Annotated in this window: 17 protein-coding genes and 2 tRNA genes; 1 reads left to right on the forward strand and 18 read right to left on the reverse strand. The window is 31.0% G+C overall.

The window, feature by feature from the left end; genetic code table 11:
* Positions 1-42: 42 nt before the first annotated feature.
* The 11 genes from AWN65_RS02605 to AWN65_RS02655 all read right to left on the reverse strand — a co-directional run bounded on the left by AWN65_RS02605 (position 43) and on the right by AWN65_RS02655 (position 8,557).
* Positions 43-363, reverse strand: coding sequence for a hypothetical protein (locus AWN65_RS02605; protein ID WP_060381738.1), 321 nt, complete (start codon positions 361-363; stop codon positions 43-45).
* 39 nt (positions 364-402) lie between these two features.
* Positions 403-1,734, reverse strand: a complete 1,332-nt coding sequence (locus tag AWN65_RS02610; protein WP_060381739.1) for a methylmalonyl-CoA mutase subunit beta — start codon at positions 1,732-1,734, stop codon at positions 403-405.
* A 172-nt stretch (positions 1,735-1,906) separates the two neighbouring features.
* Complete coding sequence (locus AWN65_RS02615) at positions 1,907-3,862, reverse strand: lipase family protein (protein WP_060381740.1); 1,956 nt, start codon at positions 3,860-3,862, stop codon at positions 1,907-1,909.
* Between the two features lie 71 nt (positions 3,863-3,933).
* Positions 3,934-4,263 carry an FtsB family cell division protein gene (locus AWN65_RS02620; protein WP_060381741.1) on the reverse strand — a complete coding sequence of 110 codons (330 nt, stop codon included), beginning with the start codon at positions 4,261-4,263 and terminating at the stop codon, positions 3,934-3,936.
* A gap of 30 nt (positions 4,264-4,293) precedes the next feature.
* Positions 4,294-4,902 carry a uridine kinase gene (gene udk / locus AWN65_RS02625; RefSeq protein WP_060381742.1) on the reverse strand — a complete coding sequence of 203 codons (609 nt, stop codon included), beginning with the start codon at positions 4,900-4,902 and terminating at the stop codon, positions 4,294-4,296.
* Between the two features lie 103 nt (positions 4,903-5,005).
* Positions 5,006-5,080, reverse strand: a tRNA-Pro gene (locus tag AWN65_RS02630).
* Positions 5,081-5,114: 34 nt separating this feature from the next.
* Positions 5,115-5,189 (reverse strand) — tRNA-Pro (locus AWN65_RS02635).
* A 367-nt stretch (positions 5,190-5,556) separates the two neighbouring features.
* Entirely contained in the window at positions 5,557-6,306 is a 750-nt protein-coding gene (gene tpiA / locus AWN65_RS02640) for a triose-phosphate isomerase (RefSeq protein ID WP_060381743.1), read from the reverse strand.
* Positions 6,307-6,377: 71 nt separating this feature from the next.
* Entirely contained in the window at positions 6,378-6,872 is a 495-nt protein-coding gene (locus AWN65_RS02645; protein WP_060381744.1) for a TlpA family protein disulfide reductase, read from the reverse strand.
* Positions 6,873-7,958: a MauE/DoxX family redox-associated membrane protein gene (locus tag AWN65_RS02650; protein ID WP_060381745.1), complete on the reverse strand. Its 1,086-nt coding sequence runs from the start codon at positions 7,956-7,958 to the stop codon at positions 6,873-6,875.
* A 56-nt stretch (positions 7,959-8,014) separates the two neighbouring features.
* A complete protein-coding gene (locus tag AWN65_RS02655; RefSeq protein WP_060381746.1) occupies positions 8,015-8,557 on the reverse strand; it encodes a DUF1599 domain-containing protein in 543 nt (180 codons plus the stop codon).
* 67 nt (positions 8,558-8,624) lie between these two features.
* Between AWN65_RS02655 and folP the strand changes: the two genes are divergently transcribed.
* Positions 8,625-9,452 (forward strand): dihydropteroate synthase, encoded by an 828-nt coding sequence (gene folP / locus AWN65_RS02660; protein ID WP_060381747.1) that lies wholly within the window; start codon positions 8,625-8,627, stop codon positions 9,450-9,452.
* A gap of 213 nt (positions 9,453-9,665) precedes the next feature.
* On the opposite strand, the gene AWN65_RS02665 is transcribed toward folP, so the two are convergent.
* From AWN65_RS02665 to AWN65_RS02695, 7 genes are all read right to left on the reverse strand, one after another.
* Complete coding sequence (locus AWN65_RS02665; RefSeq protein ID WP_060381748.1) at positions 9,666-10,082, reverse strand: tetratricopeptide repeat protein; 417 nt, start codon at positions 10,080-10,082, stop codon at positions 9,666-9,668.
* Positions 10,083-10,156: 74 nt separating this feature from the next.
* The gene (locus AWN65_RS02670; RefSeq protein ID WP_060381749.1) at positions 10,157-10,567 is read right to left on the reverse strand and encodes an acyl-CoA thioesterase; all 411 of its coding nucleotides are present in this window, start codon (positions 10,565-10,567) and stop codon (positions 10,157-10,159) included.
* 10 nt (positions 10,568-10,577) lie between these two features.
* Entirely contained in the window at positions 10,578-12,329 is a 1,752-nt protein-coding gene (locus tag AWN65_RS02675) for an ABC transporter ATP-binding protein (protein WP_060381750.1), read from the reverse strand.
* Positions 12,316-13,062, reverse strand: coding sequence for a tRNA pseudouridine(38-40) synthase TruA (truA, locus tag AWN65_RS02680; RefSeq protein ID WP_060381751.1), 747 nt, complete (start codon positions 13,060-13,062; stop codon positions 12,316-12,318). Before truA ends, AWN65_RS02675 begins: the two co-directional genes overlap by 14 nt.
* Before the next feature lie 117 nt (positions 13,063-13,179).
* On the reverse strand, positions 13,180-13,743 hold the full coding sequence (locus tag AWN65_RS02685) for a hypothetical protein (protein WP_060381752.1): 564 nt from the start codon (positions 13,741-13,743) through the stop codon (positions 13,180-13,182).
* 73 nt (positions 13,744-13,816) lie between these two features.
* Entirely contained in the window at positions 13,817-14,398 is a 582-nt protein-coding gene (locus tag AWN65_RS02690; RefSeq protein WP_060381753.1) for a Maf-like protein, read from the reverse strand.
* Positions 14,385-15,311 carry a geranylgeranylglycerol-phosphate geranylgeranyltransferase gene (locus tag AWN65_RS02695; protein WP_060381754.1) on the reverse strand — a complete coding sequence of 309 codons (927 nt, stop codon included), beginning with the start codon at positions 15,309-15,311 and terminating at the stop codon, positions 14,385-14,387. The genes AWN65_RS02690 and AWN65_RS02695 overlap by 14 nt, the downstream gene beginning before the upstream one ends.
* Positions 15,312-15,318: the final 7 nt, after the last annotated feature.

Here is a 15,318-nt window from a genome sequence, read left to right on the forward strand (position 1 = left end):
TATTCTACAATTTTAAAAATATAATTGCGATAGATTAAGGTTTTATGCTTGTTGTTGACTAATGCACCCATTAGTACCTCCAGTAAACAAGGCTAAAGCACTTCCGTTTTTAGATTTGCGACCACCATGAGGGTAGTTCTTAATGCTACTGATGTTTGTTAAAGCAACTTCTTGTCCCTCAATAGTAAGTGTTTCGGCATTTTTAATTAGCATTTGACTCCTGTCCTGTGTGGTTAGTTTTACTCGAGAGCCTTCCAAAATCGTGGTTGCTTGTCCACTTTTTTTGTCTGTCGCTTCAAATTGTTTTTGTCCAAATAAATTGAAGCAAGCAATTAAGAATACTATTGAAAATACTTTTTTCATCTGGTTAAGGGTTTAGAAATACAGATTATCGTTTTTTATTTATTCTTCTGTGGCTAAACGTTCTTGTTCTAACTTTTCTGCTAAACGACGTTCTATAACAGGAGTGATTAATGTTTTACGTGGGTTCTGTTTGATGAAAGGATACAATTCCAAATCATCTTTCATACGGTCGTTTTTATTAGGGTATTTGTTTGTTCCTAACAATACTTCTTTGCCCGTATCAAATAATTCTTGTTCTTTATCAGCACTTTCTTTGATTTTACGTTGGATGATACCTTCTATCAATTGAGTGATGAGCCCGCCATTGTTTTCAATGTCTTTGAATAAGGTTAACGCTTTGTCCGCTAATTGCTGCGTTAATTCTTCAATATAATAGGCGCCGTCAGAAGGGTTGTTTACTTTATCAAAATAACTTTCGTGTTTTAATACTAACAATTGGTTTCTCGCAATTCTATCCCCAAATTCGTTGTCTTTATGATAAATGGCATCATACGCAAGATTAGCCACTGCATCTGCACCACCTAAAATAGCACTCATACATTCTGTAGTGGTGCGCAACATATTGACATTGTAATCATAAAGTGTTTTGTTGCGTTTGGTAGGTGTAGCTAAAATATGGCAATCGAAAGTATGGTTGTATTCTTTAGCTAAAGTGTTAAAAAGTAAACGTAAAGCACGGAGTTTAGCTATTTCAAAGAAATAATTACTGCCTATAGCAACATGAATGGTTATAGGTTTAGTAATAGTTGTGATTCTGTTGAAATATTCATTAATATGGGCTAGGGTATAGGCCAATTGCTGTACGATGTTAGCTCCAGCATTTTGGTAAATTTCTGCATTAATGGCTAAAGTCGGTTTGATTTCATTGAGCAATTTGAAGTCAGCTTCTAAATTGAGGTACCAATTCCCGTCTTTGGTTAACTGACCTATAGGGTCAATTTCAATAATGGCATTAGGTCGAATTGTGTTTATCTTTTTAATGAAAGCTTCATTCAAAAAGGTAGTTTTGATGTAAACAGGAATGGACTCGGGTATGGACTGTAAAAGTGTTTCAATAGCCGTATCTTCGTTTTCTATGGTAAAGCGTAGGCTTTCAGCACCACGGTTTAAAGTTTCTAAAGCTCTTTTGATAGATTTGTCTAAATCGTAGACAAAAATATTTTGAACTATGGTAAAGGCATCTGTTTTGGTCGTAGGTTCGTAGGGAACAATCGTTTCATCTTGGTGATAAAAAGGCTTTATTTTAATTCCTTCAGGACTTTCCCAAACAAGAGTATCATTATAATCGGCGCCTTTTAGTTCGTATTGAATTTGTTGCTTCCATTGTTTGGTAGCAACATTATCGAAGGCATGGAATAGTTTTTCTTTCATGTTGTAATAAACAAACTATTTTTAGATGAAATAGTTGATTGATTTTTCACAAATTTAAAAAAATAACATTTAAGAAAAGAATCTTGCTTTAAAATGATTATAATTTATTGTAAAAAAGACAAGGAGGTAGTCTAAAAACTACCTCCTTGTTGTTTTATAGAACTCAATTTAATTACCAAACGATTTTTTTAGTTTCGTAATCGCCATTTGTATAAGTTACTTTTGTAATGATTACGCTGTTTGTTTTAGGTAAGTTTTTAGTGAAAATTTTAGTATTGTTTACTGTTTCTTGTGAAAGAATTTTACCTTGTACATCAGTTATTAAAATAGTACTAAATTCTTTGTTAGATTTTAGTGTGATTTCTTCGTTTTCGGTTAATATGATCAATTGATCTTTTAGCTCCATTGCTTTACGGAATACCTCGGTATTTAAAGAAATAGTAGGAGTTACTAGTTCTAAAGTATACAGGTCTGTGTTAAGATCTGAATAATCAATTGTTATATCTTCGTTTTTATTGAAACTTTCAGTTTGAACTAAATTGTTTTTTTGGTCAAAAACATAAATTGTTATGTCTTCATTATCAAGTCCTTTTCTGTTAATAGTCCAATTGCCTTCTTTGTGTTCAGTTATTAATTGTTCAGTTGCTACTTTTATAGAGTTTTCTTTTGCATAGGCAATCTTATAAATTTGGTTGTCATGTTTCATTTCTAGAATATATGCACCTTCTTTTAGGTCTTCTAGTTTTTTGCTAACCATTCTGTTACTAGCTGAATTTTGGTCAAAACCATAGATGTTTGTGATTTCAAAATCAGGATTTTTACTTTTTGCTGTAATGAGTGGATGTAACTGTGATTTGTTGAGTTCTAATGTAGGATTTTTAGAAATTCTATCTGAACTGATTGCGTTCCAGTTTAATAGTCCGCCTGTTCTATGCCAGTTGAATTTTGCAATAGAAGCAATTAACCAAGGGAAAACGCCTCCTGCATGACCTAAAGGACCTAGATTGGTAGCGTTAATTTTGTATTTAGATAAATCAAAAAGAGAATAGTAGTTTCTTTGTACTTTTTCAGTTTTAAGGGCATTTAGAAAAGGGATTTCAGCATCTGCTGTAGTGTATGACATGGTTGTAGGTGTTGTATTATGGAAGTCATATACATCGCTTTTCTTTAAGAAATCTCTTAGAGGGTTACTAGGGCTAGATGCTGTTTTAATATATTCTTTAGTAAATAGGGTTTTCCATTTTAGAGGTCCCCAATCAAGTCCTCCTTCTTCTTGAAGAACGTGTTTTTTGTAAATTTCTTGAAATTCTGGAGAAATCATTTCTGTAAAGTTTTTCTGATATTGTTTATATCCTAAACTATGTGCTCCATTTACAATATATGCAATAAAAGCAGATGAAGGGTAGTCTTCATTGCCTAAGACGCGATCTTCATAGGTTGTTTTAGATAAATCGTATGGACCTGCTCCAGCATATACTTGTTTGAAGTTAAAACGTTTGTATTTTTCTGTATTGTATTTTAGTACAGCCATAGTGGAGTGTCCGCCTTGAGAATAGCCAGAAAGGAAATATTCGTTGTATCTTTTTACTCCTTTTTGGTTTAAGAATGTGTCAGCAGCTGTAAGCATATCTATACTAGCAGATGCTTCTGTTTTTGCATCAGCATAAGGGTGTACGCCTTCTGAATCACCTAATCCCAAGTAATCAGGAGAGACTACATAGTAGCCGTTAAGAGCGTATAACATATCAAGAATGAATCCGCCTTCTCGTGTGCTTTTTAAATTGGAAGGTACATTAACTCTTTTGTCTGCTGTAGGATGTTCTAATAGAACGGTTGAAAGAGGGTAGTCTACTTTTGGAAACATAACTAAACCATGTGCTTTTACAAGTTTGTCATGATGGTCTGTAGTCCAATAGGTTACTTTGTATCCTTCTAATCCTTTAACAAGAAATTGAAAAAGTTTAGCTACAGCAGTAGGTAATTTAATATTGCCAAAACCAGCCATTCTTTGAAGTACTTGGGGGGCTGAATCGTCCATTTTTTTTTCTACACTAATCAAATCGCCTGGTTGCTGGGCAAGGGTTGATAGAGAGAAGATTAATGATAATACGAGTAAAGTTTTTCTCATAAAAAAAGGGTTAAATTGTTATTAGTAATAAATGCAAATTTAACCCTTTTTTAAAATAATAGCAATAATGTTTATTTTAATGTGTCATTTTCGAATTCTATGATGTAAATATCTTCGTTTTCGCGTTTCATATAATATTTTTCACGAGCGTATTTTTCAATTTCATTTGAACTTTTTAATTTTTTAATTTGTTCAAGGTCTTTTTGAATTTCTTCTTTGTAATATTTTTTGTTATCTTCTAGTTCTTCAATTTCTTTGTTTAGGACTTGATGATCTAAATAGGAGTAGTTGTCTAGAAAAAGCATCCATATTAAAAAGAAGGCACTTACTAAAAAGTATTTATTACTGATTATTTTAAACCAATATTTTCTTTTTAAGAAGTTTTTGAAGGATTGAAACATATTCGATAATGAATTAAAAAGGGGGTGTATTTAAGAAATACGTTGATTGATAACTGCTCTCACTACGTCAATAGCAACAGTATTGTATTTATCATTAGGTATGATGATGTCTGCAAATGCTTTAGTAGGTTCTATAAACTGTTCGTGCATTGGTTTTAGTGTGGTTTGATAACGATTTAATACTTCTTCCATGTCACGTCCTCTTTCGGCAATGTCACGTTTTAGTCGTCTGATTAGTCGCTCGTCCGAGTCGGCATGAACAAAGATTTTAATATCAAACATGTCTCTTAGTTCTGGGTTTGTTAGTATTAAAATACCTTCAACTATCATTACTTTACGAGGTAGCGTATGAATGGTGTCTCCGGTACGATTGTGTTTGACAAATGAATAAACAGGTTGGTCGATTGCCTTTCCTTCTTTAAGGTCTTTTAAATGTTCGGTTAGTAATGCGAAATCAATTGAACGAGGGTGGTCAAAATTAATTTTTGTTCTTTCTTCTAAGCTTAAATCGCTAGTTTCTCTATAATAATGATCTTGAGAAATGATACCTACCTCTGTTTCGGGTAATTCATTCATGATTTGATGAACTACAGTTGTTTTTCCTGAGCCTGTACCGCCTGCAATACCTATAATTAACATATTTTTGTGGGATTTAAAAATGCAAAAGTAGGATTTTTTGAAGTTCTATCAAATTTAGTTAGTATATAATAAAAAAAAACCTTTCTGAATAGAAAGGTTTTAGTCGGGGTGGCAGGATTCGAACCTGCGACCTCCTGGTCCCAAACCAGGCGCGATGACCGGGCTACGCTACACCCCGAAGGTGTTTTTGAATTTTTATTGGTAAGCTTTCGTCGGGGTGGCAGGATTCGAACCTGCGACCTCCTGGTCCCAAACCAGGCGCGATGACCGGGCTACGCTACACCCCGAAAGCGGCTGCAAATATAGAAATTTTTGTTTGTAATATGCAAGTGTTTTTTAGAATATTTATTATTTAGGATTGATTTTTTTACTAAAATGTTTAAATATTGGTTGTTTTTGTTTAAATGAATGGTTTTTAAGATTGAAATTATTGTTTTGGATTGTATTTATGAAAAGAGTTTTATATGAAAAATAAAAGAGGTGTGGAAAAAGTAAAATAATAGAACTTTTTTTACTTTTTTAGAAGGGCTAAAGGAAAATAGAGAGATAGGGTTTTTATTGAGCTTTTCGTTTTTAAGTTTTTATGGAAAAGAATGGGTTGATATTTTTATAACCACTTCAAAAAACTCCGGTTTTTGAAGTGGTATTATTAACTTATATTCCTTTTATAATATTTATAAAATCATTTGTAGTTAAAGAAGCACCTCCTATTAAACCTCCATCAACGTCAGGTTGAGAAAAAATTTCTTTGGCATTTTCTGGTTTAACACTTCCTCCGTATAAAATGGAAACATTTTCGGCAATTTCATTTCCGTAACGTTCTAGGATTGTTTGTCTGATGAATTTATGCATTTCTTGTGCTTGTTCAGGAGAAGCTGTTTCTCCTGTGCCAATGGCCCAAACAGGTTCGTAAGCTAAAATTATATTTTTCCAATCAGAAGCATTTAAATGAAATAGAGCGTCTTTTAGTTGGTATTCTACTATGTTAAAATGTTGTGTGTTTTGACGGTGTTTTAATTCTTCTCCAAAACAGAAAATAATGTTCATTTGATGCTTTAGTGCTGTATCTACTTTATTGGCTAATAGAGCATCGGTTTCATGAAAATAAGCACGGCGTTCAGAATGTCCTAAAATAACGGTTTGGATTCCAATATTTGTTAACATATCAGCAGATATTTCTCCTGTAAAAGCACCGCCTTCTGCTTGGTGCATATTTTGCGCAACTACTTCTATAGTTGTATCGTTTGTTTGTTGAACTGCTTGTGATAAGTTAACAAAAGTAGGAGCTATGATTATTTTAGCGTCTGTTTCTGGAAGATTTGTAATTAGGTCTGCTATCAATTCTTGTGTTTGCTTAGCATTTTTGTTCATTTTCCAGTTACCAGCTACTATTTTTTGTCTCATATTGTATTTGTTAGTATTTTAAGATGCAAAGATATGTCTTTTAAAGAGTTAAAATATTTTTATTGCATGTTTTATAATGTTTTTAAAAGAAGGTTTATTTTTTCAGTATCTTTTTCAATGGCTCTAAATAAAACTACTTTTCCTTTTTTGTCTAAAACAATGTATCTAGGAATCCAGTCTAGATTTACTGATTTTCCAAAATTTCCTTTCATGTTTTCTCCTACAAACAATTGATCTCCTATTAATTCGTGTTTTTCAATTCCTGTTTTCCATGTTTCTGGAGTTTTGTCAAAAGAAATGAAAATAAATTTAGTATCAGGATTTTCTATTTGTAATTTTTTTAGATTGGGCATATTTTTAATGCAATCTCCACACCATGAAGCCCAAAATTCTAGAACAATACTTTTTCCTGCATTTTGAGATATTATTTCTTTTAATGTAATTTTTTGACCGTTAATGTCAGTTAAAGAATAATTTAAGGTTTCATTGTTGAGTTGTGTATCTTGTGCTTTTGAGCATGAGATATTAAGTATCATTGTGAGTATTAATGTTATTATTTTTTTCATTTATTTTAATTGTGTAAAGGGTTTATTAATTAATTCTTGGTAGTCTTTAGGATTGAATTGATTTTCGTTTATTCCAAAATAGTATTTATATTCATTTCCGTTCCATAAATATTTTACACCAGGGGTATCTTTTCCTGTTCCTAATAATTTCCAGAAGGGTATGATTTCTATGATTTTATAAGGGTATTCTGCGCCTGTTTCTTTGAAGAAATCAGGTATTTTTTCTGGTTCTTCGTTCATGAATAGAACTAGGATTTCAGGGAAATTTTTATTTGTGCGTTTTAACTCTGTTAGTTCTTTTGCTGCTTGACGACAATGATCACAACCAGGAACAAAGAAGCACAAGGTTTTACGACCATTATCAATTTTAGAAAAGAATTGAGTATAGCCTGATTTCTTTTTTAGAGGTTCATTGGTTGTTTTTTCTTTCTCTTCTTTTTTCTTTTCTGAGTTTTTTATTATAGAATCTTGAATAGTTATTTGTTCTTTTATACTATCTTTTTTAGTTGTAGAGGTGTCTATGGAAGTTGTATTTGTTACAATTTCAGTTGGTAATGCTAACTCACTTGCTGATTTGATAGGGGCTAATATGAAAATTATAAGGATAGAGACTAATGTGATTAGATTTATTGGCCAAATTTTATGGATTTGTGTATTGTCTTTTGGTAGCATAAAAAGAATTAAGCCAAGAATGATAATAGCAATGAAGTTTTTGATGATGGCTTCTATGGGAGTCATAGGTATTAATTCTCCAAAACAACCGCAGTTCCCTGAATTACCACCATTAATGAAAGTTTCATAAGACAAATGAATAATAAAAACAATAAGCAACGTAATGGTTGCAGGAATAATTACTTTTTTAAGATAATTATTTTGTAGAATTAGTATTCCTAGCGCCATTTCGATACCTATCAAAATTCTTGAAAACCAAGGGGCTATGCTTTCAGAAAATCCTAAAGGATACAATTGTTTTACTTCAAAAGTTGAAATTGCAAAATAGGGTGATGGGTACATTTTTGCAATAGCTGATATAATAAAGAGTAATGCTATTATAATTCGTAATAGGAGCGTCAGGTTTTTTTTCATTTTTTTATTTTTAAAGCATATAAATCCTGTATATTTCAGGATTTATAAAGTTGAGATTATTTCATGTTTTCTAATAAAATTAAGGCAAAAACGGAATAATTAATCATGTCTTGATAATTTGCATCAATGCCTTCACTTACTAAGGTTTTTCCTTTGTTGTCTTCAATTTGTTTTACTCGTAAAATTTTTTGTAAAATAAGATCTGTTAATGAACTTACTCGCATATCACGCCAAGCTTCTCCATAATCATGATTTTTAGCTTCCATAAGTTGTTTGGTGATTAGTACTTTTTCATCATATAGTTTTGTGGCTTCTTCTACATTTAGATCGGGTTGTGTTGCAACGCCTTTATCCAATTGGATTAGAGCCATGATAGAGTAGTTTATGATTCCTATAAATTCAGAGGTTTCTCCTTCATTTATTTTTCTTATTTCGTTTTCTTGTAAGGAACGAATACGTTGAGCTTTTATAAAAATTTGATCTGTAAGAGAAGGTAAACGTAAAATACGCCAAGCACTACCATAATCTTTCATTTTTTTAGTGTATAAATCGCGACAGTTGTTTATTATTGTGTCGTATTGTTGAGATGTATTACTCATTTGTATGCTATATTTGTGTCAAATTTTTCCAAAAATAGGGATTTTAAAATAAAATGTTGTTAATAAAATGCAAATGACTACGATAAATTGTAAAGGTAAACTTATTGATTTGATGATTCCAAGGGTTATGGGGATCTTAAATATAACGCCTGATTCTTTTTATGATGGAGGAAAATTAAAAACGGATGTTTCTGTTTTAAAACAAGCGGAAAAAATGCTGCTTGATGGAGCTACTTTTTTAGATATAGGAGGTCAATCAACAAGACCTAATGCACAGTTCTTGTCTGCAGATGAGGAATTAGGTAGGATAGAAGCAATTGTTTCGCTTTTGATAACTAAATTTCCAGAAGTATTGTTATCTATTGATACTTTTCATAGTAAGGTAGCGGATGAGTGTTTGCAAATAGGTGCTTCTTTGATTAATGATATTTCAGCTGGCGAATTAGATGAGAATATGTTTCGGATTATTGCTAAGCATAATATTCCATTTATTATGATGCATTTGAGAGGAACTCCTAAAACAATGCAGAAAATGGTAGATTATGATGATTTGCTTAAGGAAATATTGTTTTATTTTTCAGGAAAAATAGAAAAGGCAAGGAGTTATGGTATTAACGATTTGATTCTTGATCCTGGTTTTGGATTTTCTAAAACATTGGAACAAAATTTTGAGTTATTATCTAAAATGGAGCTTTTATCTATAGCTGAATTACCTATTTTAGTAGGGATGTCAAGAAAATCTATGATTTATAAGACATTAGATATTACGGTGCAGGAGGCATTAAATGGGACTACTGTTCTAAATACGATTGCAATAACTAAAGGGGCTTCTATTTTGCGTGTGCATGATGTAAAGGAAGCAGTAGAGGCTATCCGCCTTTGTCAAATGATATAGAAGAGACTGTCCAAAAAGTTCGCAATCTTGTCATTTCAATCAAAGGGAGAAATTACATAATGTTGATTATGAGACTCCTCCTTATCGGAGTGGCAAACTGCATATTGATTTATTACTTTTTGGACAGCCTCTTGAATGTTTTGAAATCTATTAGATAAAATTTTATTATATCGGATATTTTTCTAGAAGGAAATATTGTTAAATAAGATTCTTTTAGTTACAATATTTTAATAATTCTTTTTCTTGAGTACCTGATTTTTTCAAATCGTTACATACTGAATCTGTTTTTCCCAGTTCAATATTAGCCTTAGCTCTATAATAATTTAATGCATTTTCCTTTGGACCAATAATTAAACCTTTAGTACAAATTTCAGCACATTCTGAATATTGTTTGTTTTCAAAATAGGCTTGTGCTAAATAAAAATAAGGTATTTTCTGTTCTTTATTAGATGAAATTAATTTGTTTAGCATCTCTATAGCATCAGGGTATTTTTTAGAATTTAATTTTTCTAGTGCTTTAGAAAAAAGAGTATCTTGTTCAGGTGTAAAAGGATTATTAATTATTTCTCCATTTTGAGCAAATGTGATAAGACTTGATAATAAAGTAATAATAAAGATTATTTTTTTCATATTAGTAGGATTTAAAGATCAAATTTAATTAATTTTAATTAGTTGATTATTTGTTTTAGAAAAAAGTTTTATTATTAAATAACTGCTGTTGTAAATAATTGTGCTATTTGTGGGATAGTGTCGGGAGCTACAGGACGACCATTTTTTATAGCTACTCCTGTTATCTTAGCAGATACAATGAGTTTGTTATCGGATACTCGAATGATATTTTGATGAAAGATTACTTTTAGATTTCCTTCTTTTTCAGCACTTACTTCTACTTTAAAATGGTCTCGGCTAACAAGTGAATTTTTAAAATTGATTTCAATATTTTTTACGACTAATAAGATGTTGTTTTGAGCAAATTCAACAAAGTCTACTCCATGGTGGTGTAAAAATTGGTGTCTAGCGTGTTCTAGGTAGTTCTGATAAACGGAATTGTTTACAATTCCTTGTACATCTAATTCGTAATTGCGAACAGACATTTCAATAAAAAATTTTTCCATTGTATTTGGTTTATTTTATGTGATTACTAAATTGTGCTTCGTATAATTTTCTATAGACTCCTTTCTCTTTTTTTAAGAGAGAAGTATGAATGCCTTCTTCTACAATGATTCCTTTGTCTAGGACTAAGATCCGATCTGCATTTATAATTGTTGCTAAACGATGTGCAATGATAATAGAAGTTCTATTTTTTGTTAGGGTTTGCGTTGCTTTTTGAATTTTTTCTTCTAGATAAGGATCTATAGAAGACGTAGCTTCATCTAAAATTAATATGCTAGGATTGCTTACATAGGCTCTTAAAAAAGCGATTAACTGTCTTTGACCTGATGAAAGAGATGCACCTCGTTCTTTGACGTTATAATGATAATTGTTGGGTAAAGTCATGATGAAATCATGTACTCCAATTATTTTGGCGGCTTCTATGACTTGATCTTTAGATATTTTAGGATTTCTTAAGGTAATATTGTGATAGATGCTATCAGCAAATAAGAATACATCTTGAAGAACAATAGCTATTTGGGTTCTTAAGCTTTCTATGGTAAAATCTTTAATGTTTTGATTGTCTATGTAAATAGATCCTGCTTGGATATCGTAAAATCGGTTGAGTAAGTTAATAATAGTTGTTTTGCCAGCTCCAGTAGCTCCTACTATGGCAACGGTTTCGCCAGGGTTTAAACTTAAATTAAGATTTTGGAGTATATAATCATCAGATTTATAACCAAAATAGACGTTTTTGAACTCTATTTTTCCTATAAATTTAGGAGCTTCAATCCTTCCATTTTTTTCTATGTTTTCTTGATAATCAAGAACTTCAAATACTCGTTGAGCAGCAATCATTCCCATTTGCATTTCGTTAAATTTATCTGCTATTTGCCTTAAAGGGGTAAAGAAGATTGTAATATACATAGTATATGCAAAAAGATGTCCTATGTTAGTAAAAGAATCATGTTCTAATAATAAATTACAGCCAAACCAAATTATAGCACTTAAGGTTAAATAGGTAACAATGTCAGCAATTGGAAAAAAAATAGAGTTATACCAAACATTTTTAACCCAAGCTTTACGATGTAAATGGTTTATTTTTTTAAAATTTTCAAATTCTTTTTCTTCTCGTGTGAAAAGTTGAACAATTTTCATTCCTGTTAATCGTTCTTGAATGAAAGTGTTCATGTTGGCAATTTGAGTTCGAACATCTTCAAATGCGTTTTTCATTTTTATTTGAAATATACGAGTGGCGTACAATAATATTGGCATAGCTGCTATTACGATTAGAGTTAGTTTCCAATTCATGTATAGCATAAAAAAAAAGATAGTTCCCATTTTCATTAAATCGCTCATGATCATGAATAAACCTTGACTGAATATACGAGCTATAGCTTCAATGTCAGAGACAGAACGAGTAATTAATTTTCCCACAGGTTCTTTGTCAAAATATTGTATTTTGAAACTACTTATATGATGAAATAATTTTACACGGATATCTTTTACTATATCTTGCCCTAATACATTGGCCCAATAAACGAAGTAAAACTGGGCTAATACTTCAAGTAATAATGTAGTACCCATGATGCTTAGCATAATCAAAAAACCTGTTAGTTTTTTAGGAATGACATAATGATCTATAATGTTTTGTAACAAGTAGGGGCGTAATGCAGCAAAAATAGATAATAGAATAGCCCATATAATAACGCTGTAGTACCGCCATTTGTAGGGTTTGGTATAAGTGAGTATTCTTTTGAATAATGTACTATCAAATGCTTTCATCTATGTAAGGATAGGTTACTTTACTTAAAAATAATCCTTGTGCAGGAACTGAAAAACCTGCTTTTTTCCGGTCTTTACTTTCAATAATGGAAATTAAATCTTCTTTGGTGATTTTATGAGTACCAATATTAACCATAGTTCCTACAATAGCTCTTACCATATTTCGTAAGAAACGATCGGCAGTGATGGTGAAAACTAAATTTTGGTTTTCTTTACGCCAGTAGGCTTCTGTTATTTTGCAGTTAAAAGTGTGTACGTCTGTATGTGTTTTTGAAAAGCATTCAAAGTCAATGTATTTAAAAAGAATTTTGCATGCGTTATTCATGGCATCTATATCTAAAATATGATGATTATACCAAGCAAGTTCTGTATTAAAGGCATTTTTTTGAGTGCTGATATAATAATGGTAGGTTCTAGAGGTGGCATCAAAACGAGCATGTGCTTCATCATGTACTGGAATAATACGAAAGAGAGCAATATCTTTTGGTAAAAAAGAATTAACCCTTTGTTTTAGTTTCGCTAAATCTAGTTCTTTTTGAGTGTCAAAATGCCCATACATTTGCGAAGCGTGTACGCCAGTATCGGTTCTACCAGCTCCTACAATTTCTATATTTTCTTGTAAAAGTGTAGAAAAAACTTTATTTAAAGTCTCTTGTACGGAAATAGCATTGGGTTGATATTGCCAACCGTGATAATGAGTGCCTTTATATGCAAATTCAATAAAATATCTCAAGGTGTAAAAATTTGAGAACAAAGATAAAAGAAATGAAACAGATATTGAATGATCTTATAATACTATTAAAAAAAGCAGTATGTGATATTACTGCTTTTTTGATTTGATTAAAATGTTTTAAAATCGTCTACCATGTGCATGGTTAGGTTCTCTTTCTTCAGTTCTATACTCTTTTTGATCTCTATAGGAATTGTTATTTTCTCTTCTGTCTTCATAATGATCATCATTTCTTCTGTAATAATAATCATGATCATAGTCTCTATTTCTATAAGTTACATAATTTCCTCTTCTTGAATAAGCAGGTCCGTAATATTCGCTATGGTAGTTACGGTAGTTGTTTTTCCAATGATGTTTTTTGTGATAATTAAAAGAGGTCCAAGGACAGTTTCCTCTATAATCTATAATTACTCTAGGTGCTCTTTGTATATCATATTCTCTGCAATAGTCTGGAATAGTACTTGAACGACACCAGCCTCTTGGTCCTAAGTAGATATATGTTTGGTTAAAGTTATCATAATAGCATTCTAATTCAGGTAAATACACATACTGAATTTGGTTTTCAGAATAATTGGTACACCAATTAGGGTGTTCTGCTATGTTTAAATTTACTGAAACCTGAGCAGAAATTTGAAAATTTAGTATAACTAAAAAGACTCCGATTATAAATGATAGTTTTTTCATATTTTATGGTTTTGTTGAATTGTCTTTGTTATACTTTTCAATTATTATGCCAAAAAAATGAAGAATGGATCGTTTAAAAATTTAATAAATATTGGTAAACTTTTTCTGTTGGTAATCCTACTACGTTGGTATAAGAGCCTTCAATTTTTGAAATTCCAATTAAACCTATCCAATCTTGAATACCATAACTTCCCGCTTTGTCAAAAGGTTTGTAGTTTTTTAAATAATAATGTATAGTTTCGTCTGTTAGTAATCCAAAAGTTACTTTTGTTATTTCGTTAATAAGATCTTCTCTTTCTGTGGTTTTAAAACAAACAGAGGTAATGACTTCATGAGTGTCATTAGATAAGCTTTTAAGCATATTAAATGCGTCGTTATAGTCTATGGGTTTTCCTAAAGCTTTGTTGTTATGCCATACTAAAGTATCACTTGTAATAAGTAATTCGTTGGATTGTAATTCTTCATTAAAAGCAGAGGCTTTTAACTTTGCTAAGTAATCAGTAATTTCTAAAAAACTTAATGTTTCAGGGTATTTTTCTTCAATTTCTTTTAATTTAATAGTAAAATGAATGTCTAAATCTTTGAAAAATTGTTGACGACGGGGTGAGCCAGAAGCTAGTATTATTTGATGATTTTTAAATTTAGTGTGTAGCATAAAAATTCATGTTTAAACCAATAATTCCTATAGAAAGACTGCCTAATAATATGATTAGTTTTAATACATTACTCAGATGTTTATAGTCTTTTTGAGATTGAGCATTCCATACTTTTATAGCAAAATAAATAAGAGGTCCTATGATAAAAAAAAGAATATAAAGAGTGGCGTATAGGAGTTCAAAAAGGTTGATATATACATAAGATAAGATTAGGGTGATGGGAATAAAAGTAAGACCAAAAACAAGTTTTAATGTTCTGTTAGTTCCCAAGATAATGGGTAGTGTACGTATATCTTCGTTATAATCGCCTTTTATATCTTCAATATCTTTTATAATTTCTCGTAAAAAATTAATCATAAAGGCTATTATGGAAAAATCAATTAATACTGAGAATAAAAAGAGTAAATGTCCTTTATCTCCCATGGGAAGTACAGGGAAGAGGGTGAATAATCCAATAATAATAACGCTAAAGGCTAATAATAAAGACACAATAATATTCTTAATGAGTACTATTTGTTTTAGATCGGTAGCATATAAATACAATAGAGAAGCACATAAAATAAAAACAATTACAAAGTTGGGATGCTTAATTACGTGTGATAAATAATAGCCTGTAAGAACCCCTATGAGAGTAAAAGCAGTATAGAGATTATATGCTTTAGATTCACTAATGGTGTTACCTATAGGATTTTTGTTGGGTTTGTTAATAGCGTCAGTACCTTGATCAAAAATAGCATTTATAATGTATCCACCTGCTGCAATAAAAAGGGTTGCAACGATTAGTAATATATATTGCCAATTGTTAATAGCCAAAAGAGTAGGTTGTAGTTTTAAAAAACCAAAATAACATACTAATTGCATTAGTGCAATTAGGAGTAAGTTTTTGTATCGTATGAGGTGTAGGAATTTCATATTTTTT

The sequence above is a fragment of the Flavobacterium covae genome (genome assembly GCF_001534645.1).
Classification (GTDB): domain Bacteria; phylum Bacteroidota; class Bacteroidia; order Flavobacteriales; family Flavobacteriaceae; genus Flavobacterium; species Flavobacterium covae.